This is a genomic window from Bifidobacterium sp. UTBIF-78, assembly GCF_006408945.1.
Classification (GTDB): Bacteria; Actinomycetota; Actinomycetes; order Actinomycetales; family Bifidobacteriaceae; genus Bifidobacterium; species Bifidobacterium myosotis.
Genome location: NZ_JFAO01000017.1, coordinates 22,849 through 43,036 on the forward strand (window position 1 = coordinate 22,849; position 20,188 = coordinate 43,036).

A 20,188-nucleotide genomic window follows, 5' to 3' on the forward strand; every position below is an offset into this window, starting at 1 on the left:
GGTGAGGACGGCACATTGAGGATGTCACATGAACGGCGAACGTGCGAGTTCTGAATAGCCACCGGGACGACGAGCCGGTCAACACTCGTTGGGGCCGCCAAGCTGGTCACGGTCGCCGGCCTTCAATCGGTCCCAGCACCTGCGGATAACGCTGGTTGCAGGAGACCACGGTCGCGCCCATGGCAACCAGGCCGAAGACGACCATCACGGCCAACACCCACGGCAAGGTGAGTGTGAACGCCAGCACCGTAAGCAGCAGCATGGGAAGCGATGCAATCAGGGTCGCCGCCGATAGCGAACCCATCGAGCCGGTGTGAGTGGCGAGGAACATCTGCTCGGTCGTGAATGCCAGCACCGCCGGTGCCAGTACGACATAGATGACCCGCATGACGGTGGCCGAGGCATCGAGCCCCGCCCATGCCAGATAGCCCACGGTGGTCAGGATCATGAACTCCGCGAGGAGCACAGGAAGCAGACTCTTGGCCACGCAGTATCCCAGCATCGAGCGCCCCGAACCGCGCCAGTTCTCCAACGTGCCGTCGGTTCGCGGCACCTCGCTCAAGTCCATCGAAGACGAATTGGAATACAACGTGCCGAAGGCCAGCATCGATGCGGTATACCCATACCACGCCGCCAGCACCTTTGCCATGCCCCATACATTGATCGTAGCCAGTTGCTGCGGCGAGGAGCCGCTCAATAGTACGGCGAGCATGATCGGTATGAACAGCCACATGCCCACGGCAAACGCCAAGTATAACGGGCTTTTACGTAGCAGCGTCCAATCGTGCCAGAGCATCGCCTTCATTGCGCACCTCCCAATCCGAAGTCCACATGATCGCGCTCACGGCCGAGCGTGGCCGCCTGCCGGAAGGCGTCGATATCGCCGAAATCTGCGAGCAGGCAATCCTTGACCACACGCTTGTCATCCAGAACGATCACACGGTCGGCGACCTCCCAGCAGTAGTCGAGGTCATGCGTGATGGTCAGTATCGTGCGTCCATCCGCCTTGAGCTGCCGCATCAGATCGATGAGGAGCTGCCGGGTGACCGGATCGACCGCGTTGGTCGGCTCGTCCAGCAGGATGAGCCGGGGATCGAACAGCATGCCGGCCATGATGCCCGCACGCTTCCTCAATCCGCTGGAAAGATCCTTGACCTTCTTGTCGAGATGCTCGCCGAGTTCGAACGCGCGGACCATCGGCAGTTGGTCGAGGTGCTTCAGGTCAAGCGGATGCGGGTCGTCATGCGTGGCGTACAGCATCGAACGGAACCTGAGATTCTCGCGGATGGTCATCGTGGGGGAGAGGTTGCCCGAATCGGTGAGCTGGAACACCTCGCGCATGGAATGGAATACGGCCTCGTTGATGGTCGCGGATCCCGTCTGCGGGCGCAGCAGTCCGGTGATCATGCCGAACAGGGTGGTCTTGCCCACGCCGTTGTAGCCGAGAATGCCCAATGACTGCCCAGCCGGCACATCGAGGTCGATGTGCTCGAGTACGGGTTTGCGACGCCTGTATCCGAACGTCATGTCCGTGACGCGGATGGCGAGCGGGGTCGGGCCTGTGGGTGCCACCGCGGCCGTTCCTGATGCGGAGGGCATGCCGGAGGCCGCGGAATCGGATGTTGTGGAATCGGATGTCGCGAGTGGGAATGCCGCGGGATTCGAAGTCACGGGGGCAGATGCCGCGGACGTCGTCTCGGCGATGGAATCGAGTGTGGTGGTGGTCATGATCATTGCCTTTCCCTTGATGAATATCGACCACAGGTACAGCGCCAGCGCGGCGAGCGTCGGCGTGACGGTCAGCGCGACGCCCTGCGATCCCGCGATGGTCGTACGGAGTGCGGGAGCGTCGAGATACGCGAACCCCATCAGCGCCGCAGACAGCACGGTGATGGGAAGCACGGCGTACGCCAGTTGCGCTGCGAGATACTGCCGGAACGGACGTCCGCAGGCGCGTACTGAAACGATGGTGCCGTTGGCGAAGTCGCTGCGGATCGCGTCGAGCGCCAGTGTCGGCGCCAGGCCCATCGTGAACGATGCGACGGCGAAACGCAGCATCACCCCGGCCATGTCAGGGCCCATGGCCAGCGGGGTGATGGTGGCGATCAGCGAGAGGGGTGCCACGATGGCGATGACGGCGGTGATGAGCATCGCCGTGTTATGCCGGATCTGCTGCAGATCCTTGTACAGGACGGCCTTCATATGAGCCTCGATTCGTGGATTGGCCGGTGATGTCGGAAAGATGATTTCGGGTATGCTCGCGCCAGACCATGCGCGAAACCGCGGTTTCAGGCATGGCTTACGCCGGGCGATGGTGTGTGATATTGGGTTGGCGAACTGTGTGAATCCCGCGGCCGCTGCGGCGGATGTGGGGCGACGGCTATGGCTTGGTGGCTATTGGCGGTTATCGGCGGTCTATTGCCCGGCGACGATCTGCCTCAACGCTGCCACATGCGACCGGAATGCGGACCCGCCCTCGCTGGTCAACTTGACCCATGTGACCTTGTACGCCTTGCCACCCTCATCGGCCTTCTTGTCCAATTGCACGTAACCGTGGTCGGCGAGCGTCTTCAGATGCTTGGAGCAGGTGGCATCGCTGATGCCGAGCGTGTCGCGCAGCACGTCGAACCGCAGGGCGCCGTAGGTGTCCAGCAGTCCGCAGATGCGCAGCCGCACCGGGGCGTGGATTACCTCGTTGAAGATCGGTTCCGGATCATCCGACGCCATGATGTGTCTCCCCGTCGCTGGTGGGTTCACCGATGGGAGTCGTGCGTTGCCTGAGTGCGCGGATGGTCTCGCTGAGTTCAAGATGCTCCATGAAACCGTTGAACGCGGCACCCACTGCCGTGACCGCAACGGCCGACCACCAGGCGTTCGTGGCATAGCCCACCGCTAGGGCGACGGCTGCCGGGATGAAATTGGCGATGGCATGCACGGCGAGGATGATTCGGAACCGCCGGCTCTTCATCACAGGCCGTGGGGGAAGCCATTGGATGGCGACGCCCTGCATGTGGCAGGTGAACATCATCATCGCGTAGACCAACAGCACGGAGACCGCCAGCAATGCGAACAGGAGCCATGCGGGATTGCCCGGCTGATGGAACCGGTTGAGGAACACCTGTGGAATCAGCCAATACGTCAGGGTGATCATGCCATATATCACCGTCACCCATATGACGGTCGGGATGCGGTTTCTCTCGTAATAGTCGGAGGCGAGCCGTGCCCGATCCGTGTCCAGGGCGCTCAGCACATCCAATGCGGCCGGTGCATCGGACACGGTTGGCATGTTCGATGCCGGTGAAGATGCTGGTGTCGGCGTGATTTGCGATGTGTGTCGCGCATCGGATTGGTGTTGCTGCGGTTGCCGACTCTGCCGTAGATCGTGTGGTGCGTCGTCGGCGTTCGACCGCGTATGCCGTATATCCGTCACGATGACCTCCTTATGCAGGACCGGGCTGGAGGCCGGAACGCGGAGTGCGCTGCGGCCAAACCACTTTCCATTACGGAAAACAATACCACTTTCCGGTATGGCAACAAGTTGCGTGTCGGTGAAGTAAAGCCCCCATGGGGATGTTGCGAGCCGCAAGGACCCCCCATGATGTAGGGAACTTCCCATGATGTAGGGATTCGCCCATGATGTAGGGAGGCAAAATGGCGGAATTCCGCGAAAAGTGAAAAACCGCTCCCTACACCATGGGCGAATCCCTACACCGTGGGGCAACTGCAGGATATTAACGGATGCGCCAGTTGGAGCCGCGCTGGGTCATGATAAGACCGGCCTTGGTGAGCTTCTTGTCCAAGGTGTACAGCGCGTTGCGCAGCAGTCCCTGCTGCTCGAAGAACGGGCCGCCCACGAGTTTGACCAGCTCACGGGTGTTCACGAATTCGCCGTTGGCCTTCACCAGCGCCTCCAGCAGACTGTATTCCAACCGCGATAAGGTGACCGGCGAATGCGTAGAGGCGTAATACGCCTTGCGGTTGGTGGTGTCCAGCGTGAGGTTGCCGCGGATGATCATCGTGGGCGAGCCGACAGACAGCATCGCCATGTAGGAGAGCAGCTCCGTGTCCGAGAACGGCTTGCGCAACACGGCGTCCGGCTGATTGCCGGGCATCATGCCGGAGGTCGCGGAGGACTTTACGGGGTTGATTTCCTCTCCCGATGCGGGCAAGGCCGCCGCGTTCGACGAAGTTGATGATGGTGTCGTAAGCGCGGCGGTAGCTGTACTCACTCCTGCGGGCGCCGACGCGTCCACTGCGCCCGTGAACATTGCCGTGCCGTCCTCGTTGCGCTGGCTGGCGGCCGCGGCGCCGGTTTCGTCTACATATCCGGTGGGCTTGATTGGCTCGTATTCATCGGGCAGCGCGCGCCAGCGGTTGCCCGCGCCCGTCGCCTTGCTCAGCGGCGTCGAACTGAGCAGCAGGATCTTCACGGACGGTTGCACGTCGCGGATGGAGGTGATGAGGGCATTGGCGGGGGAGTCCACCAGATCCTCGTCCAGCACCACCCCGTTGTAGGAGTCCTCGTTCAGTGCCTCGAGCACGGCATCGGCAGTGCCGACCTGATCGGCCTCATGATGCGCACCCAGCAGGGTCCCCCGTATGGCGCGGGCCAACGGTTCATTCGACGCGGCGACCAACAGCTTCATCGCACACCTCCTCGATACTCCAGTGTAGGCCCGGGCATGTAGGGAACCTCCCTGTCGATGGTGTCGGGAGACCGACGGCGGGGAGAAGCATGGGACACGCAATGAACGGCACGGCCGGCGCATGCCCATTCCCATATGTCGGCCCGAACCGTTGCGGGGAGTGGGGAGCCGAACAGCAGCCTGCTCCGCTCCCCGCTCCCCGCAACAACGCGAACGCGATCAGCCGATGAAGGCGACCGGTGCGGCGAGGTCCACGCCCGAGCCGTCACGGCGCATATCCGGCTTCGGCAGTTCCACCGGCGTGCCGGAGGAGGCCGAGGCCCTGAGCGGGTACAGGCCCACCCATGCGAGAATCAGCGTGTTCTGGCCCTTGAGGAAGCGCTGCGAACGTACGCCGCCCGTGGCGCGGCCCTTGGTGGGGTACATCTCCAACGGGGTTACCTTGGCGGCGCCGTTTTCGGTGCCGGGCAGTGCGTCCGCGTCGCCGGCGACGGTGAGCACCACCGCGCCGGAGCCCGACGACAATCCGTTTTCGCCCTCCTCGTACGTCCACGCCACCTTGCCGGCGGGCACCACGTTGAATGCCATGACGCGCGCGCCTGCGGCCAGCTTGATGCCGGCCATGCCGCCGGCGGTGCGGCCCTGCGGGCGCACGTTCCTCGCATCGAAGGTGAGCAGCGAGGAATCGGAGGAGACGAACACCAGACGGTCGTCGTCCTCGGCCACGGCCGCGAACACCACCTCGTCGCCTTCCTTCAGGTCGATGACCGGCCACGAATCCATCGTGGTGGGCGCCTCGCGGTTCCAGCGTTTGACCACGCCGTTACGGGTGCCGATGGCCAGCGACGGCAGCGGCACATCCTGGGCGTCCGCGGCATTCGCAGCGCCATCGGTGTCAGCTTTCGCGCCTTCCGCAGCTCCATCCGCGGTCTTGCCGTCGGACGGCCGTTCCATGGCGATCGCCGTGACCACGCGTTCGCCCGGAATCGGATTGGTCGATTCGGTCATGCCGATCAGCTCGTCGGCCTTGACCCCGCCCTTGAGCGACAGCGTGTCCGAGGCGGGCAATGCCGGCAGATCGACCACATGGGCCAGCACCAGACGTCCCGCCGAGGTGATGAGGGCGTACGTGGCCTGCGTGGACGTGGGGAAGATCGTGGTGATCTGGTCGTCGCGCACGCGCGCGTCGGAGGCGGACCGGGCGTGGAACACATCCATCGCGCTCGGCGTGGTGCGGGCGATCAGACCGGTGGCGCTCATCATCACCACGCACGGTTCATCCTCGATCTTGAGCGCGCCGGTCAGCGCATCGGCCTCGCCGCTCTTCTTTGCGGCGGCAGCGGCGGCCTCCACATCCGCGGCCGCGGAGGAGATCGTGGCCGCAGCCTTCGCGGCCTCGAGCGCCGTACGGGATGCGGTGGCCGAGGTGCCGGCGCCCTGTGCCACCACCGGGGTCAGCGTGCCGTCCGGATTCGCGTCCAGCAGAATCGTGCGCCGCGGCGTGCCCCACTTGGCCACGGCCTGATCCATCTCATCGGTGACCACGCGGTCCAGCGCCTCGGCGGACGCCAGAATGCGGGTGAGCTCCTCGATGCTCTTCTTCAGATCGTCGCGTTCGGCTTCGAGCTCGATACGGTTCATCTTGGTCAGCCGGCGCAGACGCAGGTCGAGGATGTACTGGGCCTGCACCTCATCCAGGTCGAAGACGGCCATCAACCGGGTCTTGGCGGCGTCGGCGTCGTCGGAGGTGCGGATCACCTGGATCACCTCGTCGATGTCGAGCATGGCCAGCAGCAGGCCCTCGACCAGATGCAGCCGCTCCTGCGCCTTCTTCTTGCGGAATTCGCTGCGGCGCCGGATCACCACGCGACGGTGGTCGATCCACACCTGCAGCATCTCCTTCAATCCCATCGTGTGGGGCCTGCCACCCACCAGCGCCACGTTGTTCATGGCGAAGTTGTCCTGCAGCGGCGTGTGCTTGAACAGCTGCACCAGCACGGCGTGCGGGTCGAACCCGGTCTTGATCTCGATGACCAGACGCGTGCCGTTATGACGGTCGGTCAGGTCGAACGCTCCGGAGATGCCCTCCAGCTTGCGGCTTTTGACGCCGTCCGAGATACGTTCGATCACCTTTTCCGGGCCCACCATGTACGGCAGCTCGGTCACCACGATCGCCTGCTTGCGGGCGGTGACGTGCTCGATATGCGTGGCCGCCCGTGTGGTGAGCGTGCCGCGCCCGGTCTCGTAGGCCTCGCGGATGCCGTCGCGTCCGATGATCGTGCCGCCGGTCGGCCAATCAGGACCGGGCACGTAGCGCATCAGCTGTTCGAGCGTGGCGTCCGGATGGTCCATGAGGAACTTCGCGGCGTTCACCACCTCGCCGAGATTGTGCGTGGCGAGGTTCGTGGCCATGCCCACGGCGATGCCCGAGCCGCCGTTGACCAGGAGGTTCGGGATGGCGGAGGGCAGTACGGTCGGCTCCTTGAGCTTGTTGTCGTAGTTCGGCGTGAAATCGACCGTGTCCTCGTCGATGTCCGCGTTCATGCCGAGCGCCGCCGGGGCGAGTCGCGCCTCGGTGTAACGGGAGGCTGCCGGACCGTCGTCGAGCGAACCGAAGTTGCCGTGGCCATCGACGAGCGGCAGGCGCATGGCGAACGGCTGGGCCAGTCGCACCATGGCCTCGTAGATGGCCGAATCGCCGTGCGGGTGCAGCTTGCCCATCACCTCGCCCACCACGCGGGCCGACTTCATGTACGGACGGTCCGGATTGAGGTTCATCTGGCCCATCTGATAGACGATGCGGCGCTGCACCGGCTTCATGCCGTCGCGCGCATCGGGCAGGGCTCTAGCGTAGATCACCGAATACGCATACTCGAGGAAGGACTTGCTCATCTCCTCGTTCAACGGCGTCTCGACGATATGCTCCTTGACCGTGCGCGGATCGTAGGACTGCACGGAAGGTTTGCGGTGTGATGCCATGGAACCCCTTTCAAACTCGCACCATATTAGCCGATTCGGTGGAACGCGCGATTTCCGGGGGCGACCCGTGAGGTTGGGGGGTGCGACTTGAATGGACAACTATGAGTGTTGAGACGCCGGATATGGACGAACTGCTGCGACTGGTGCCCACCGCGACCTACGGGGATGCCTTGCCGGGCCGGACCGCCGATGGCCACGGGGACGCCGTTGACGGTCACCGGGAGACCCACGCGAACGCGCGAGGGAGCGGCAGCGGGAGCGAGCGTGGGGGAGCGTTGCACCTGTCCGCCGTACTGCCCGCCCTGTCCAGCGCAATCGGGCATCCGACGCCCACCGCGGTACACGCCGACCCCAAGGCATGCCAGCGCGCCCTCGGTCTGCCGGACGCGTCATCCGCCGTCGTGGTGCTCGTGGACGGCCTCGGCTACTGGAACCTCGCCATGCGACTGGGACACGCGCCCTATCTGCGTTCGCTGATGAACGAGCCCGCCAACCAACGGCCCATCGCCACATGCGCGCCCAGCACCACCGTGGCCGCGATGGCCTCATTCGGCACCGGCACCTGCCCGGGACTGACCGGCATGGCCGGCTACACGCAGCTCGAACCTGCAAGCGGCAAACTCATCCAGCTCATTCAGTTCAAGGACGCGCTCGCCCCCAAACCCGCCAATCCACACGTCCCGGTCCCGCCCATGATCGACCCACGGGACCTGCAACGCGAGCCGACGGTGTTCGAACTGCTCGCGGCCCAGGGCGTGCGCGTCACCAGCTCCGGATTGCCCAAATTCTCCGGCTCACCTCTGACCGAGGCGGCCCTGCGCGGCAGCGACTACCGTGCCGGCGTGACCCCGCGCGACCGCGTGCTCGCCGCCGCCCGTGCCGCGCGCGAGCCGGGCCTGACCTACCTCTATATCCGCGACGCGGACAAAGTGGGGCACAATCACGGCTGGGATTCCGAGAACTGGGTGGCCACGTTCGAACACATCGACGCGCAGCTCGCTCTGCTGCGACGCAACGCTCCGGCGGGCACGCTCATCGTGATCGTGGCCGATCACGGCATGGTGCAGACGGACCCGGACCGTCGGGTGGACATCGCCGACGAGCCCGAACTCAGCCGGGGTGTGGCGCTGGTGGGCGGCGAGCCGCGCTCGCTGATGCTGTACGCGGCCGACGGCGAAAGCGCCGAGACCATTGCCGGCCGATGGCGGTCGCGTCTGGGGGAGTCGGTTTTGGTGCGCACGCGCGACGAGGCTATTGCGGATGGGCTGTTCGGACCGGTGGCCGACCGCGTCCGTCCGATGATCGGCGACGTGATCGTACAGGCCGCCGGCGCCGCCACGTTTGTGGATTCGCGCACCCAGTCGGACAAGGCCACGCATCTGCCGAGCGTGCACGGTTCGCAGACCATGCTGGAGATGGACATCCCTTGCCTGATCGACGTGGCGTGAATCTGAGCTGCGTAATCCGGGACGCGTGACTCTAGGGTTTCGTGCGGATTTTTGCGTGCTGATGTTGGGGTTATCGTTACGGTCTGATGTTGTGGTCTGACGCTGTGATTTGACGCTGTGGGGGTTTGGTGCATGACGCCCGACACGCTCAAGGCCGCTCGGCCGAGCCTACGGTCGGGCGTCATGCACCAAACCCCCACAGCTCGTGAGTTGCGGATGCGGTTGTCCTTCGAATCCGGCTGTCCGCGTGGTGCGGGCTGGTTCTATTCGCCGAAGAGGATTTCGTCCCAACTGGGGACTGCGGAGCGGCCTGAGCGGCGCTTGGCCGGGCGTGCGGGCGCGTCGGGCTTGGCTTTTGAGACCGTTTCGGCTTCCGGGTCCGGGCTGCCGGATGCGATTGCGGTGCCGGGGACGGTGATGGAGGTCGCGGCAGACGCGCCGTTTGCGGTCTGATCCGTCGATGGGAGGCCGGATGAAGCGGCCGGGGTGGAGACGGTGCCTGATGCGGATGAGGTGGCTGCCGTCGAACCCACTGGCGTCGAGCCTGCCGCCGTCGCGTTGCTGAGCGGATTCACCGCCGGAATCGACCCGGTTGTGGGCAGGTCGATGGGCGGCATTGAGCCGGTGGACGTGCCGGAGAGGGCTCGCGATGCGCCGGTCGCCGTCGAGGAGCCGGTCGGGGCGGCCCATGCGGACACCGCACGTTCGATACGTGCGGAGCGCACGGAGTCTCCCGGCAGATCGGCCCTGTCGATCTGCAGTCCGGAATCCGCGGTGTGCGAGCCGGTATGCTGCTCGCCGAGCAGCTTGCGGGCGGCGTTGTTGAGGCACACCACGGAGTTGTCGTGCATGTTCCACGTCCATTCGGCGTGGATTTCACGTCCTGCGGAATTGAAGATGGCCACAATCCGCCACGGTTCAAGCCCGCGGCGCGTGGATTTCCACGTCACCGACTCCATGCCGATCGACACGGAGGCCAACGTGCGCTCCACCAGCTCGCTGATGGTGCGCACGCGGCTGTCCTTCGGCGCGGGCACGGTCAGGAACTGTTCGATGGCGTACTGCTTTTCGGTCTCCACGGCTGCGGAGAACCGGCGTACCAGCGTCTCGCTTAGATGGTAGCGCTCCGCCACGCGCGCGGGGTCTGCGCCAGCGCGGATGAGCGACTGAATCTGGGAAATCGGGAGCGTGGACTGCTGATGCGGCTGCGGCATACGTTGCGTCTCGCTTTTGATCTGTTTGGCCTCGAGGATCGCGCGTTCCAACGTATCGTCCACGCTGACGGCAAACTGTCGGCCACCCGTGGAAAACACCAGGTCGCCGGACTCGCTGACGCGCACAAAACCGGCCTTCTCAAGCCGCTCCTCAGCCATGGTCACACCGCTTTCCGTACCAGAGACACTATTCTTCTTAAGTATGCCCCACGCGCCGAACTTTGCATGTATTTCAGTTATTGCGCCGCAACCCGCAAGACGCCGAAGGGCTTCCTCTCGCACCTTGCTGTCGATTCCCGTGGAGGACGGTTTGTGACCAATCCGTTCGTGAAGCGCGAGTGGAGCGAGACGGATATCCATTCGCGGGTGCGCCGGGGGGCGGCCGAGCGGCGCCGAAAAAGCATAATTCGCGACGCGCCGGGACGGACCGGGGGTGAGCGCGGCAAACCCCGCGAAAATGGCTTGATTCCGCCTGTTTTGGTCTCCTATGGCGGAGGCGTCATGCCATGTTTCGGTGATTCACGAAAAAAACTCCCGGAATCGTGTATCATTCCGGCGAGTACGGGCGCTACACTGGCGTCGCGACAACGCGCACAACCTGATGAAAGGACCATCATGGCTCAGGATTATGATTCCCCCCGCAACAAGGACGAGGACGAGGAATCGCTGCAGGCTCTCGGCAAGTCCACGCAGAACGCCTCGAGCGACATCGATGATGATGAGAACGCCATCGCCGAGGACTACGAGCTGCCGGGCGCCGATCTCAGCAACGAAGACTCTTCGGTCACTGTGATTCCGATGCAGGGCGACGAATTCGTCTGCTCCCAGTGCTTCCTGGTCAAGCACCGCAGCCAGCTCGCCTACATGGATGAGGACGGCCAGCCGGTGTGCGAGGAGTGCGCCGCCTGATGGCCTTCGACGAGACCTACAACGAGCCTGAATCCACCGAGGTTCTGGTCAAGTACCTGAACGCCGACCACCCCGCCGAGCTGCGCTATGCCCATGCGGGGGACGCCGGCGCCGACCTGATCACCACCGTCGAGGTGACGCTCAAGCCGTTCGAACGTGCGCTGGTGCCCACCGGCGTGGCCATCGCGTTGCCCGCAGGCTATGTGGCATTGGTCCACCCGCGGTCCGGTCTTGCCGTCAAGCAGGGCGTCACCGTGCTCAACGCCCCCGGCACCGTTGATGCCGGGTATCGCGGTGAGATCAAGGTGCCGCTCATCAACCTCGACCCCGAACACACGGTCGTGTTCCATCCGGGGGACCGCATCGCCCAGATGGTGATTCAACGGTACGTCGAAGCCCGGTTCGTCCCGGCCGAGACGTTGCCCGGTTCCGACAGGGCCGAGCGTGGATTCGGTTCGACGGGCGTCGCGTCCTGACCGTTCCACGGGCTGCCGCAACGGCAACCGCATATGGCCGGGATGGACGGGGATAGGCATGTCCCATGGCGATGTGGCGGTTCGCGGCTACAATGAGCTTCACATAGGGAGGTAACTGGCATGTCAGAGAATGATGGCGAGCAGTATGCCGCCCGCAAGCTGGGTTGCGAGATCAGCGCCGATCCGCTCAATCCGCTCGAGCCGATCAAGAAGGTGTGCGCGGCGCATCATCCCGGCGAGGATCTGTCCATCCTCGACCGGGCCTACCGGCGCGCCGTGATCCAGCATTCCGCGCAACGCCGTAAGTCCGGCGAGCCGTACATCATCCACCCGTTGGCCGTCTCCCAGATTCTCGCCGACCTCGGCATGGGGCCGGTGGTGGTGGCGGCCGGCCTGCTGCACGACACGGTGGAGGACACCGACTACACGCTCGACCAGTGCCGCTCCGAATTCGGCGACACCGTGGCCGGGCTCGTGGACGGCGTGACCAAGCTGAGCCAGCTCGAAGTGGGCGACTCCGCCCAGGCCGAGACCATCCGCAAGCTTGTGGTGGCCATGAGCCGTGACGTGCGCACCCTCGTGGTCAAGCTCGCCGACCGTGTGCACAACGCCCGTACGTGGCGGTACGTGAAAACCTCCTCCGCCCAGCGCAAGGCACGCGAGACCCTTGATGTGTATGCGCCGCTGGCCAACCGTCTCGGCATGAACGCCATCAAGACGGAGCTCGAGGAACTGAGCTTCAAGGTGCTCTATCCGAAGATCTACAACGAGATCGTGGTGCTGGTGGCACGCCGCGCGGGCCAGCGCGACGTCTACCTGAAGCAGATCCTGGCCGAAATCAACGAGGACCTCGACGCGCAGCACATCAAGGCGTACGTCACCGGCCGCCCGAAGGACTACTTCTCCATCTACCAGAAGATGATCGTGCGAGGCCATGATTTCGCCAACATCTACGATCTGGTGGGCGTGCGCATCATCGTCGACACCATTCAGGACTGCTACGCGGCGCTCGGCGCCGTGCATGCGCGGTGGAACCCGGTCCCCGGCCGGTTCAAGGACTACATCGCCATGCCCAAGCTCAACATGTACCAGTCGCTGCACACCACGGTGGTGGGTCCCGGCGGCAAGCCGGTCGAAATCCAGATCCGCACCTGGGACATGCACCGCCGCGCCGAATTCGGCATCGCCGCGCACTGGAAGTACAAGGAGAACGGTCAGGCCGGCCGCGCGCTGAGCTCGCCCGACAAGTCCGACCGTAAGCGCGACGAGGGCCATCAGGAGCTTTCCGAGGCGGACAACCTCAAATGGATCCAGCAGCTGGCCGACTGGACCAGCGAGACCCCGGACTCCAATGAGTTCCTCGGCTCCCTCAAGGAGGATCTCGGTTCGGCCGAAGTGTACGTCTTCACCCCGAAGGGCAAGATCGTCTCCCTGCCGGCCCACGCCACGCCTGTGGACTTCGCCTACGCCGTGCACACCGAGGTGGGCCACCGCACGATGGGTGCACGCGTCAACGGCCGTCTGGTGCCGCTCGACACCACACTCGACAATGGCGACACGGTCGAGATCCTGACCTCCAAGTCCGATACCGCCGGCCCCTCGCGCGACTGGCTGAGCTTCGTCAAGAGCCCGAAGGCCCGCAATAAGATTCGTCAGTGGTTCTCCAAGGAACGCCGCACCGAGGCCATCGAGGAGGGGCGTGACGAGCTGACGCGTGCCATGCGCAAGCGTAGCCTGCCGATCAACACGCTGCTCACCCCCGAGGCGCTCATCGGCGTGGCCGTCGACCTCAACTTCCCGAACGCGGACGCCGTGTTCGCCGCCATCGGCGACGGACAGATCTCCACGCAGAACGTCATCTCGCATCTGGTCAAGGATGCGGGCGCCGACGAGGTGGACGAGGAGGTCGAGCAGGAGGTCCTGCCCCTCAAGCCCGTCGAGCGCAAGACGCCGAGCAGCTCCACCGGCGTGTCCGTCAAGGGCGTGGGCGATGTGTGGATCAAGCTGGCCCGATGCTGCATGCCCGTGCCCGGCGACGACATCATCGGCTTCATCACGCGCAGCCAGGGCGTGTCCGTGCACCGCACCGACTGCCAGAACATGATCGGCCTCAAGGCCAAGCAGCCCGAGCGCGTGGTGGAGGTCGAATGGACAAGCACCAAGGGCCTGTTCATGGTCAAGATCCAGGTCGAGGCTCTGGATCGCCGCAACCTGCTCTCCGACGTGACGCGCGTGCTGTCGGATCACGGCGTGAACATCATCTCCGGCACCATCGCCACTGGTTCCGACCGCGTGGCCACCAGCCAGTTCAGCTTCGAAATGGCCGATCCGCAGCACCTCAACACGCTGCTGGCCGCCGTGCGCAAGATCGACGGCGTCTTCGACGTCTACCGCATCACCGGCGCCAAGGAATCCGCCGAGCCGCGCCTGCGCAAGATGAAGTAGGGAAGTGGCCGGGAGCGTCGTGATTGGGCGCTCCCGCCGTCGTGACACGTCGGTTCCGGATCTGCCGGCATGCCGGCATACGAAAAGCCCTCTGACTCGAATTCTCGAATCAGAGGGCTTTGCCGGCTTTGCCAAGGAGTTCGCATCCACGGGCTTTCATCGCGCGACAATCATCGGACGTCCTGCGCAGCCCGTGTCGCGCCGTGTAGGGACGCGAGCTGTACAGGAGCCGCGTCCCCACAGAACGAGACGGACGGTCGGCCCTTACTCCACCACGTCCACGGACAGGATCACGGCCGGCTCGGTCGGACGGTCCATCGGATCGGTGGACAGCGCCTCGAGCTTGTTCACGACCTGCTTGGACGCCTCATCAGCGACCTCGCCGAAGATGGTGTGATGGCCGTCCAGCCACGGGGTCGGCACGGTGGTGATGAAGAACTGGGAGCCGTTGGTGCCGTGGACCTTGCCGTCACGGCCGCGGCGCAGGCCGGCGTTCGCCATGGCCAGCAGATAGGGGCGGTCGAACTTCAGGCTCGGGTCGATCTCGTCGTCGAACTCATAGCCGGGGCCGCCGGTGCCGGTGCCCAGCGGGCAGCCGCCCTGGATCATGAAGTCCTTGATGATGCGGTGGAAGGTCAGGCCGTTGTAGAACTTGGCGTGGGACGGCTGGCCGGTGTACGGGTCCGCCCATTCCTTCTCGCCGGTGGCGAGGCCCAGGAAGTTGGCCACAGTGTTCGGGGCCTTGTCGTCGAACAGGTTGATGGTGATGTCGCCCTCGGAGGTGCGCATGATAATGGTACTCATAGTGTTCCAGTCTCTCATTGCCCCACGTCATTGGCGTGGGGGATGGCGTACGACCCGTGTTGGGCCGTAATGGCCATGTCGATGAATCCGAGGTCAGCCGACCGACTTCACGCTCGTGCCGTTGGCGGTGCCGGTGTTGGAGGAACTGGACGAGCTTGATCCGGTGCCGTTCGATGAGCTCGACGAATTGTCCGAGCCCGAGGAACCCGTGGAGCCGTTCGACCCGGAGTCCGTGCCGGATTCCGTGGAGCCGCTGTTCGACCCGGAATCGGTGCCTGTGGAACCGTTGGAACCGGTCGTATTGCCGTTCGATTCGGAGGAGTCGGTGCTTGTGGACCCGTTGGTGTCCGAGTTCGTGCCGGATTCCGTGGATTCGTTGCCCGACTCTCCGGTGCCCTTGTCGGTGTCGTTGGTGCTGCCGTTGGAGGTGGAATCCTTCGAATCGTTCGTGCCGTTGTGCTGCGTGGCGTCGTTCTTGGGCAGCGGAGTGGTCTGCTGCGTGTCCGAATCGGTCTGGGATGGGGTGGTGACGCTCGGCGTACTCCAATCGCGCACCACCGTATCCGTGCCTTGACCGCGCGTCAGCAGCATCACGACGCCGGCGCTCACCGCCACGGTGAGCAGTCCGGAGACCAGAGTGACGATCACGGCCGTGCGCTTGACGTTGCGCGGCTTGCGCGCACGGCGCAGTTCGGCGACCGAGTATGTACGTCCGGCCGCGCGGTTGGAGATGATCTCACGGGGACGGCGGACGGCCGTGCGCCCGGTGCCGGGCAGGTTGACCGACGACACGGTGCTGCGGGATTCGCCGGAGGCGGAGCTTTCGGCGGCGGTCGCAGTGTCGTCCGTCTTGCCATCCGTTTCGCCGCCAGTGGAGCCATCGGCGGCGGAGCCGCCGTCGGGGTCTCCATCACCCGGATCGCCGTCGGTGCCGACCGATTGCAGTTTCTCGGTGGACGCCCTGATGACGTTCTGGTAGATGTTCGTGGCCACTACGGAGACGATGTAACTGGTCGCCGCGCCGATCACCGAGCCGGCGACGCCGATTTTCGCCGCCAATAGGAACGAGGTGACGGCGGCCAGGGTTCCGGCCACGATCGAGGACAGGGAAAGGCCTTGGAAAAACTTCTTCACACCCCCGAAAATAGACGGTGGGGCTCCAAAGTTGCTGAAGGCGCAATGACTATGACGGAATGATTACACGAGACCTTCAAAACCTTCACATCGGGGGGGTGCCGGTTCAGGCCCAGACGAAATCCGTCCCTGCGACAGCCAGCTCGAAATGCAGTTTCGCGATGCCCAGACAGATCTCGGCCTGCACGCCCTCCAACGCCTCGGCCCGGACCGTACGGCCATCAGCCAGCAGGGTGAACCGGACCGGCTGCTTGCCCAGCGCGCTGGGCGCCAGCATGACCGCCTCGATGCCACGATGGAACCAGTCGGGGGCATCGGCGTAGTCGCCGTTCTCGATGGCGCCCAACTGATCTGCCGGCTTGCTGCGATGAGGACGGCCCGGACGGGTGCCGTGCCCCAACGCGATGGCGACGGGCATGCGTTCTCCCTCGCCGAGCGTCCAGCAGCCATCGTGGTCGGCGGTTTCATGCAGCACCGCCCACGAGGTGTCCAATCCAAGCGATACGGCCGTCAACGCCAGCAGCTCGCCTGCATACCCCGCACGCTCGTCCAGATCGGCTTCATCGGCACCCGGTTCGTCACGGCCGATGAGCGCGATGAGATTGCGCACGTTCTTGAACCGCCCGTAATGTGTCGGGCATCCGCCAAGGGCGTCGGGCACGTCATGAACCAGCTGGATGTCAAGACCGTGCCGGCTGTTCGCGGAGGCGATGGCCTCCTGCAACGCCGCCGTCTGGTCGGCCGTGAGCGGCTCATCGGTGTAGTCGCGCACCGCATGGCGCAGTTCCATGGCCTCAAGCAGGTTCATGACGATTCCCTTTCGTGCGGTCGGTTCGGACATGGACGGGACGTCCGCCGCAACGGCGCATCATCCTGCCCAAGGCGGCGGACGCCACACACCATGCATGGCGTCCATAATGACGGTTCAATACTAATGCGTCCGGACTAATGCGTTCCGTTCCGTGCCACCGGCGCGGACGGCACGGAACATCAGTTGCGGTGCAGCGAATGACGGGTCGGCCGAATCACGGAGAGCAGCACGGCCGCGAAGATGAGCGCGAATCCCACCAGCGAGCTCCACATGATCCGCTCGCCCCAGAACAGGGCGGAGAACGAGACGGCGAACAGGCTTTCGGTGCACATGATGATCGAGGCCTGCGAGGCGGGCACATGCGCAAGCCCGATGTTCTGCATGATCTGCGCGCTCATCGTGGCGCCGAGGAACAGATACAGCACGCTTGCCACCACCGAGGGAGCCAGCCATCCGGCGTTCGGGGCGGGCTCGGTGAACACCGCGCCCACGAGGAACATGATGCCGGCGACGCCGAACTGCACGAACGTCACGGCAATCGGGTCGAACCGCTTCGTGTAGACGCCGAGGCAGGTGAGGTTGAACGAGAAGATGACGGCGGTGGCGATGGTCAGCCAATCACCGGTGCTCAGCGACAGCGATCCGCCGGGCTTGAGCGACACGAAGCCCACACCCACCAGACAGATCACGCCCGCCACCAGATTGATGGCCTTCGGCCGGGTCTTCGAGACGATCCATGTGGCGAACGGCGTGAGCACGCAGTAGGCGGCGGTCAGGAACGCGCTGCGGCCCGGTTCGATGGTCTGCAAACCGATGGTCTGGGTGACCATCGTGCCCCAGTAGGTCAACCCGACCACCAAGGCGGGGACGATGATCTTCGGCGTGAGATAGGGGATGATGTGCCGGTGGAACAACGCCAGCATGCACGCGCACGCCCCGATCATGCGCAGCCCCATCAGCCATTGCGGCGGAATCGCCTCCATCGCGAACTTGGCCAGCAGATAGCTGCCTCCCCACAACGCGGCGCATGACAACAGCATCAGACGCGCGAGATTCGGCGGAAACGAACGCGACCAACGGCTGCGCAACGCGCTGAAACGGTCGGTCAATCCCATACATGCACCTCATGGTCCTTCGGTTTTCTCGCCTCACTAGGGTACGGGGACGGCCGGTCAAAATCGGGGGCGCAACACGGCCGCGCGTGAGCATCCTCACAGCGAACATCCGCTTGGCGCATGCCGTAATTCGTTAGGCTGGTAACGTTGAATACGGGTTTTCACATCGCAAGGAAAGGACCTGCATCATGGCAGTCATCACCCCGGAAATGAAGGAATTCATCGAGAACAACCTCGGCTGGATCAGCACCGTCTCCAAGGACGGCCAGCTGGACCTCGGCCCGAAGATGTCCCTGTTCGTGCTGGACGACACGCACATCGCCTACCACGAGCGCACCGCCGGTCAGGCCTACGAGAACCTCAAGAACGGCTCCCCGCTGGTCATCGCCTTCGCCAACCTCGAGAAGAAGCAGGGCTACCGCTTCCGCGGCACCGTGACCCTGCACTCCGATGACGCCATCTACGAGGAGCAGGTCAAGGTCGCCGAGGAGAAGGGCACCAAGAAGCCGGCCGTGATTCCGGTTCTCGAGGTCACCGAGATCCAGAACCTCGCCTCCGGCCCGAACGCCGGCAAGACCATCGCCAAGGACTGACGGACCGGCAAGATCGTCCAAGATTCCATGATGGACCGCATGGTCCGGATGCCTTGGATATTTCGGATGCCGGACGAGAGCCTGACATAAGGCTGGTTCGTCGGCGCGGGAAGAGGCGTACGTTCAGCTGGACTGAGCGTACGCCTCTTCTATTGAGGCTTGGATTCGAGCGGGAGCGTGCAACCGCCGTGCCGATGCCGACGGCCTTTCCTTGACGAAGACCCGATCTAAAGCATGTTGGAGTACCGTGTCGCCGCTTTCACGGTGCGGATGACGATGTGGCGGTCGTGCGCGTCGGTGGTGGCGAAGAGATAGGTGTCGCCGCCGTCCTTGAGTTTGAGCTTCCTGCGCAGCTGGGCCACGGGCATCGGGAAGTTGCGTACGGCGATGTTGACGTGCGTGAGGCCCTCCGTCAGCGATTTGAGCTCGCGTTTGTTCATGGTAGCCACCGATTCGATGACGAACGACCGGCCGGGGAAGTCGGCGACCGGCCCGTCCGCGACGAACAGATGGCTGTTGCGCCCGACCGCCCGCACGCCGAACCGCCGTTCCACGACGTCGAAGCATCCGGCCTTCATGATCGAGGCGTTCGGTTCGTACAGGTACCGCCATTGTTCGGGCGGCAGCGGACCGGCGGAGGAGGCGAGATGGGTATCGATGAAATCGAGCACCTGATCGTCATTGACACACCACACGCGCGGTGCATCGACGTGTGCGCGCGTCAGCACCAGCAGCAGTTCCTTGCACTCGTTGCCGGTGGAGACGATGTGCACCTCGGCCACCGCGCCGGCGAAGTCAGCCACGGTCTTATGCCAGTCGAGCATGGGGGAGAGCTTGACCATCACCACCGGAGCCTTGGCCAGCAGCGCCTCCTGAAGTGCCAGCACATCAGGGGTGCAGTCAGCGATGGCGTAGGTGCGGGCGCCATGGTCGTCGCGTCGGGCCGGGTCGAGGAAGATCATCGAGGCCGGTTCCAGCGAGCCGAGCACGTCGGTGGAATCGCCATTGACCACGTTGGCATGCGTGAGCCCAAGCAACGGGAGATTATGGCGCGCGATGTCACACAACAAGGGTTGGCGCTCCACGTATGTGACATGGTCGAAGACCTGGGCCATATACGAGAAATCCACGCCGAAGCCGCCGGTCAGGTCGATCAGGGATGTGGCGGCCGGCGAGTGGTCCGTCGGCCGTCCGGCTGACGCATCGCCGGACGCATCGGCCGGGCGGCCGACGTCAGCGGTGTGCGGCGTACCGTCCCGCAGGCTTTCGACCAGCCGCTGGGCAAGCCGCGCCTTGTACCGCGCGGTGAACTGGGAGGAGCACTGTTCCATCGGCACCTGCGGCGGGAATATGAGCCCGTCGATCGCGGCCCAATCGGGCAGCTTCACGCGCGCCCGCTGACGGCCGGCGATCTGCTCCAGGGCGAACGGCACATCCACGCCGTCCGCGCGCCGGGCGTGCAGCGCCACGTCGCGTACATCCTCATGCTGATGGGCGGCGATGAACGCCCACGTCTCCTTGGTGATCTCCACGTAGGCCATTGTAGGGGAGCGCGGATGCGGCCGGAACCTCGCCCCGGATCGAGTTGGAACCGTCCCGAGACGCGATGCCGTC

17 protein-coding genes are annotated in these 20,188 nt (G+C 64.5%); 5 read left to right on the forward strand and 12 right to left on the reverse strand.

Features of this window, described 5'->3' with window-relative positions:
* Nucleotides 1-106 precede the first annotated feature (106 nt).
* From BG22_RS04510 to BG22_RS04535, 6 genes are all read right to left on the reverse strand, one after another.
* Nucleotides 107-805, reverse strand: coding sequence for a hypothetical protein (locus BG22_RS04510; protein WP_140493660.1), 699 nt, complete (start codon nucleotides 803-805; stop codon nucleotides 107-109).
* Entirely contained in the window at nucleotides 802-2,202 is a 1,401-nt protein-coding gene (locus BG22_RS11105; protein WP_258186201.1) for an ATP-binding cassette domain-containing protein, read from the reverse strand. The genes BG22_RS04510 and BG22_RS11105 overlap by 4 nt, the downstream gene beginning before the upstream one ends.
* 213 nt (nucleotides 2,203-2,415) lie before the next feature.
* Complete coding sequence (locus tag BG22_RS04520; protein ID WP_140493662.1) at nucleotides 2,416-2,727, reverse strand: transcriptional regulator; 312 nt, start codon at nucleotides 2,725-2,727, stop codon at nucleotides 2,416-2,418.
* Nucleotides 2,714-3,277 (reverse strand): hypothetical protein, encoded by a 564-nt coding sequence (locus BG22_RS04525; protein ID WP_140493664.1) that lies wholly within the window; start codon nucleotides 3,275-3,277, stop codon nucleotides 2,714-2,716. Before BG22_RS04525 ends, BG22_RS04520 begins: the two co-directional genes overlap by 14 nt.
* 454 nt (nucleotides 3,278-3,731) lie before the next feature.
* Nucleotides 3,732-4,646, reverse strand: a complete 915-nt coding sequence (locus tag BG22_RS11110; RefSeq protein ID WP_258186202.1) for a DNA-binding response regulator — start codon at nucleotides 4,644-4,646, stop codon at nucleotides 3,732-3,734.
* A gap of 219 nt (nucleotides 4,647-4,865) precedes the next feature.
* Nucleotides 4,866-7,625 (reverse strand): DNA topoisomerase (ATP-hydrolyzing) subunit A, encoded by a 2,760-nt coding sequence (locus tag BG22_RS04535; protein ID WP_140493666.1) that lies wholly within the window; start codon nucleotides 7,623-7,625, stop codon nucleotides 4,866-4,868.
* Between the two features lie 101 nt (nucleotides 7,626-7,726).
* Between BG22_RS04535 and BG22_RS04540 the strand changes: the two genes are divergently transcribed.
* Nucleotides 7,727-9,073: an alkaline phosphatase family protein gene (locus tag BG22_RS04540; RefSeq protein ID WP_181163378.1), complete on the forward strand. Its 1,347-nt coding sequence runs from the start codon at nucleotides 7,727-7,729 to the stop codon at nucleotides 9,071-9,073.
* 263 nt (nucleotides 9,074-9,336) lie between these two features.
* On the opposite strand, the gene sepH is transcribed toward BG22_RS04540, so the two are convergent.
* Nucleotides 9,337-10,446: a septation protein SepH gene (gene sepH / locus BG22_RS04545; RefSeq protein WP_140493721.1), complete on the reverse strand. Its 1,110-nt coding sequence runs from the start codon at nucleotides 10,444-10,446 to the stop codon at nucleotides 9,337-9,339.
* Nucleotides 10,447-10,902: 456 nt separating this feature from the next.
* Between sepH and BG22_RS04550 the strand changes: the two genes are divergently transcribed.
* The 3 genes from BG22_RS04550 to BG22_RS04560 all read left to right on the forward strand — a co-directional run bounded on the left by BG22_RS04550 (nucleotide 10,903) and on the right by BG22_RS04560 (nucleotide 14,117).
* The gene (locus BG22_RS04550) at nucleotides 10,903-11,196 is read left to right on the forward strand and encodes a DUF4193 domain-containing protein (protein ID WP_094668150.1); all 294 of its coding nucleotides are present in this window, start codon (nucleotides 10,903-10,905) and stop codon (nucleotides 11,194-11,196) included.
* The gene (gene dut, locus BG22_RS04555) at nucleotides 11,196-11,672 is read left to right on the forward strand and encodes a dUTP diphosphatase (protein WP_140493671.1); all 477 of its coding nucleotides are present in this window, start codon (nucleotides 11,196-11,198) and stop codon (nucleotides 11,670-11,672) included. The genes BG22_RS04550 and dut overlap by 1 nt, the downstream gene beginning before the upstream one ends.
* Before the next feature lie 120 nt (nucleotides 11,673-11,792).
* Complete coding sequence (locus BG22_RS04560) at nucleotides 11,793-14,117, forward strand: bifunctional (p)ppGpp synthetase/guanosine-3',5'-bis(diphosphate) 3'-pyrophosphohydrolase (RefSeq protein ID WP_140493673.1); 2,325 nt, start codon at nucleotides 11,793-11,795, stop codon at nucleotides 14,115-14,117.
* A 264-nt stretch (nucleotides 14,118-14,381) separates the two neighbouring features.
* On the opposite strand, the gene BG22_RS04565 is transcribed toward BG22_RS04560, so the two are convergent.
* The 4 genes from BG22_RS04565 to BG22_RS04580 form a co-directional block, all read right to left on the reverse strand.
* Nucleotides 14,382-14,921, reverse strand: a complete 540-nt coding sequence (locus tag BG22_RS04565; protein WP_140493675.1) for a peptidylprolyl isomerase — start codon at nucleotides 14,919-14,921, stop codon at nucleotides 14,382-14,384.
* A gap of 93 nt (nucleotides 14,922-15,014) precedes the next feature.
* Nucleotides 15,015-16,055 (reverse strand): hypothetical protein, encoded by a 1,041-nt coding sequence (locus tag BG22_RS04570; protein WP_140493677.1) that lies wholly within the window; start codon nucleotides 16,053-16,055, stop codon nucleotides 15,015-15,017.
* A 106-nt stretch (nucleotides 16,056-16,161) separates the two neighbouring features.
* Nucleotides 16,162-16,863, reverse strand: a complete 702-nt coding sequence (locus BG22_RS04575; RefSeq protein WP_140493679.1) for a nitroreductase family protein — start codon at nucleotides 16,861-16,863, stop codon at nucleotides 16,162-16,164.
* Between the two features lie 182 nt (nucleotides 16,864-17,045).
* Complete coding sequence (locus BG22_RS04580) at nucleotides 17,046-17,981, reverse strand: DMT family transporter (RefSeq protein WP_140493681.1); 936 nt, start codon at nucleotides 17,979-17,981, stop codon at nucleotides 17,046-17,048.
* A 188-nt stretch (nucleotides 17,982-18,169) separates the two neighbouring features.
* Here BG22_RS04580 and BG22_RS04585 point away from each other — a divergent pair, with 188 nt between their 5' ends.
* Complete coding sequence (locus tag BG22_RS04585; protein WP_094668143.1) at nucleotides 18,170-18,574, forward strand: pyridoxamine 5'-phosphate oxidase family protein; 405 nt, start codon at nucleotides 18,170-18,172, stop codon at nucleotides 18,572-18,574.
* 227 nt (nucleotides 18,575-18,801) lie between these two features.
* On the opposite strand, the gene BG22_RS04590 is transcribed toward BG22_RS04585, so the two are convergent.
* Nucleotides 18,802-20,106: an SAM-dependent methyltransferase gene (locus BG22_RS04590; protein ID WP_140493683.1), complete on the reverse strand. Its 1,305-nt coding sequence runs from the start codon at nucleotides 20,104-20,106 to the stop codon at nucleotides 18,802-18,804.
* Nucleotides 20,107-20,188 lie beyond the last annotated feature (82 nt).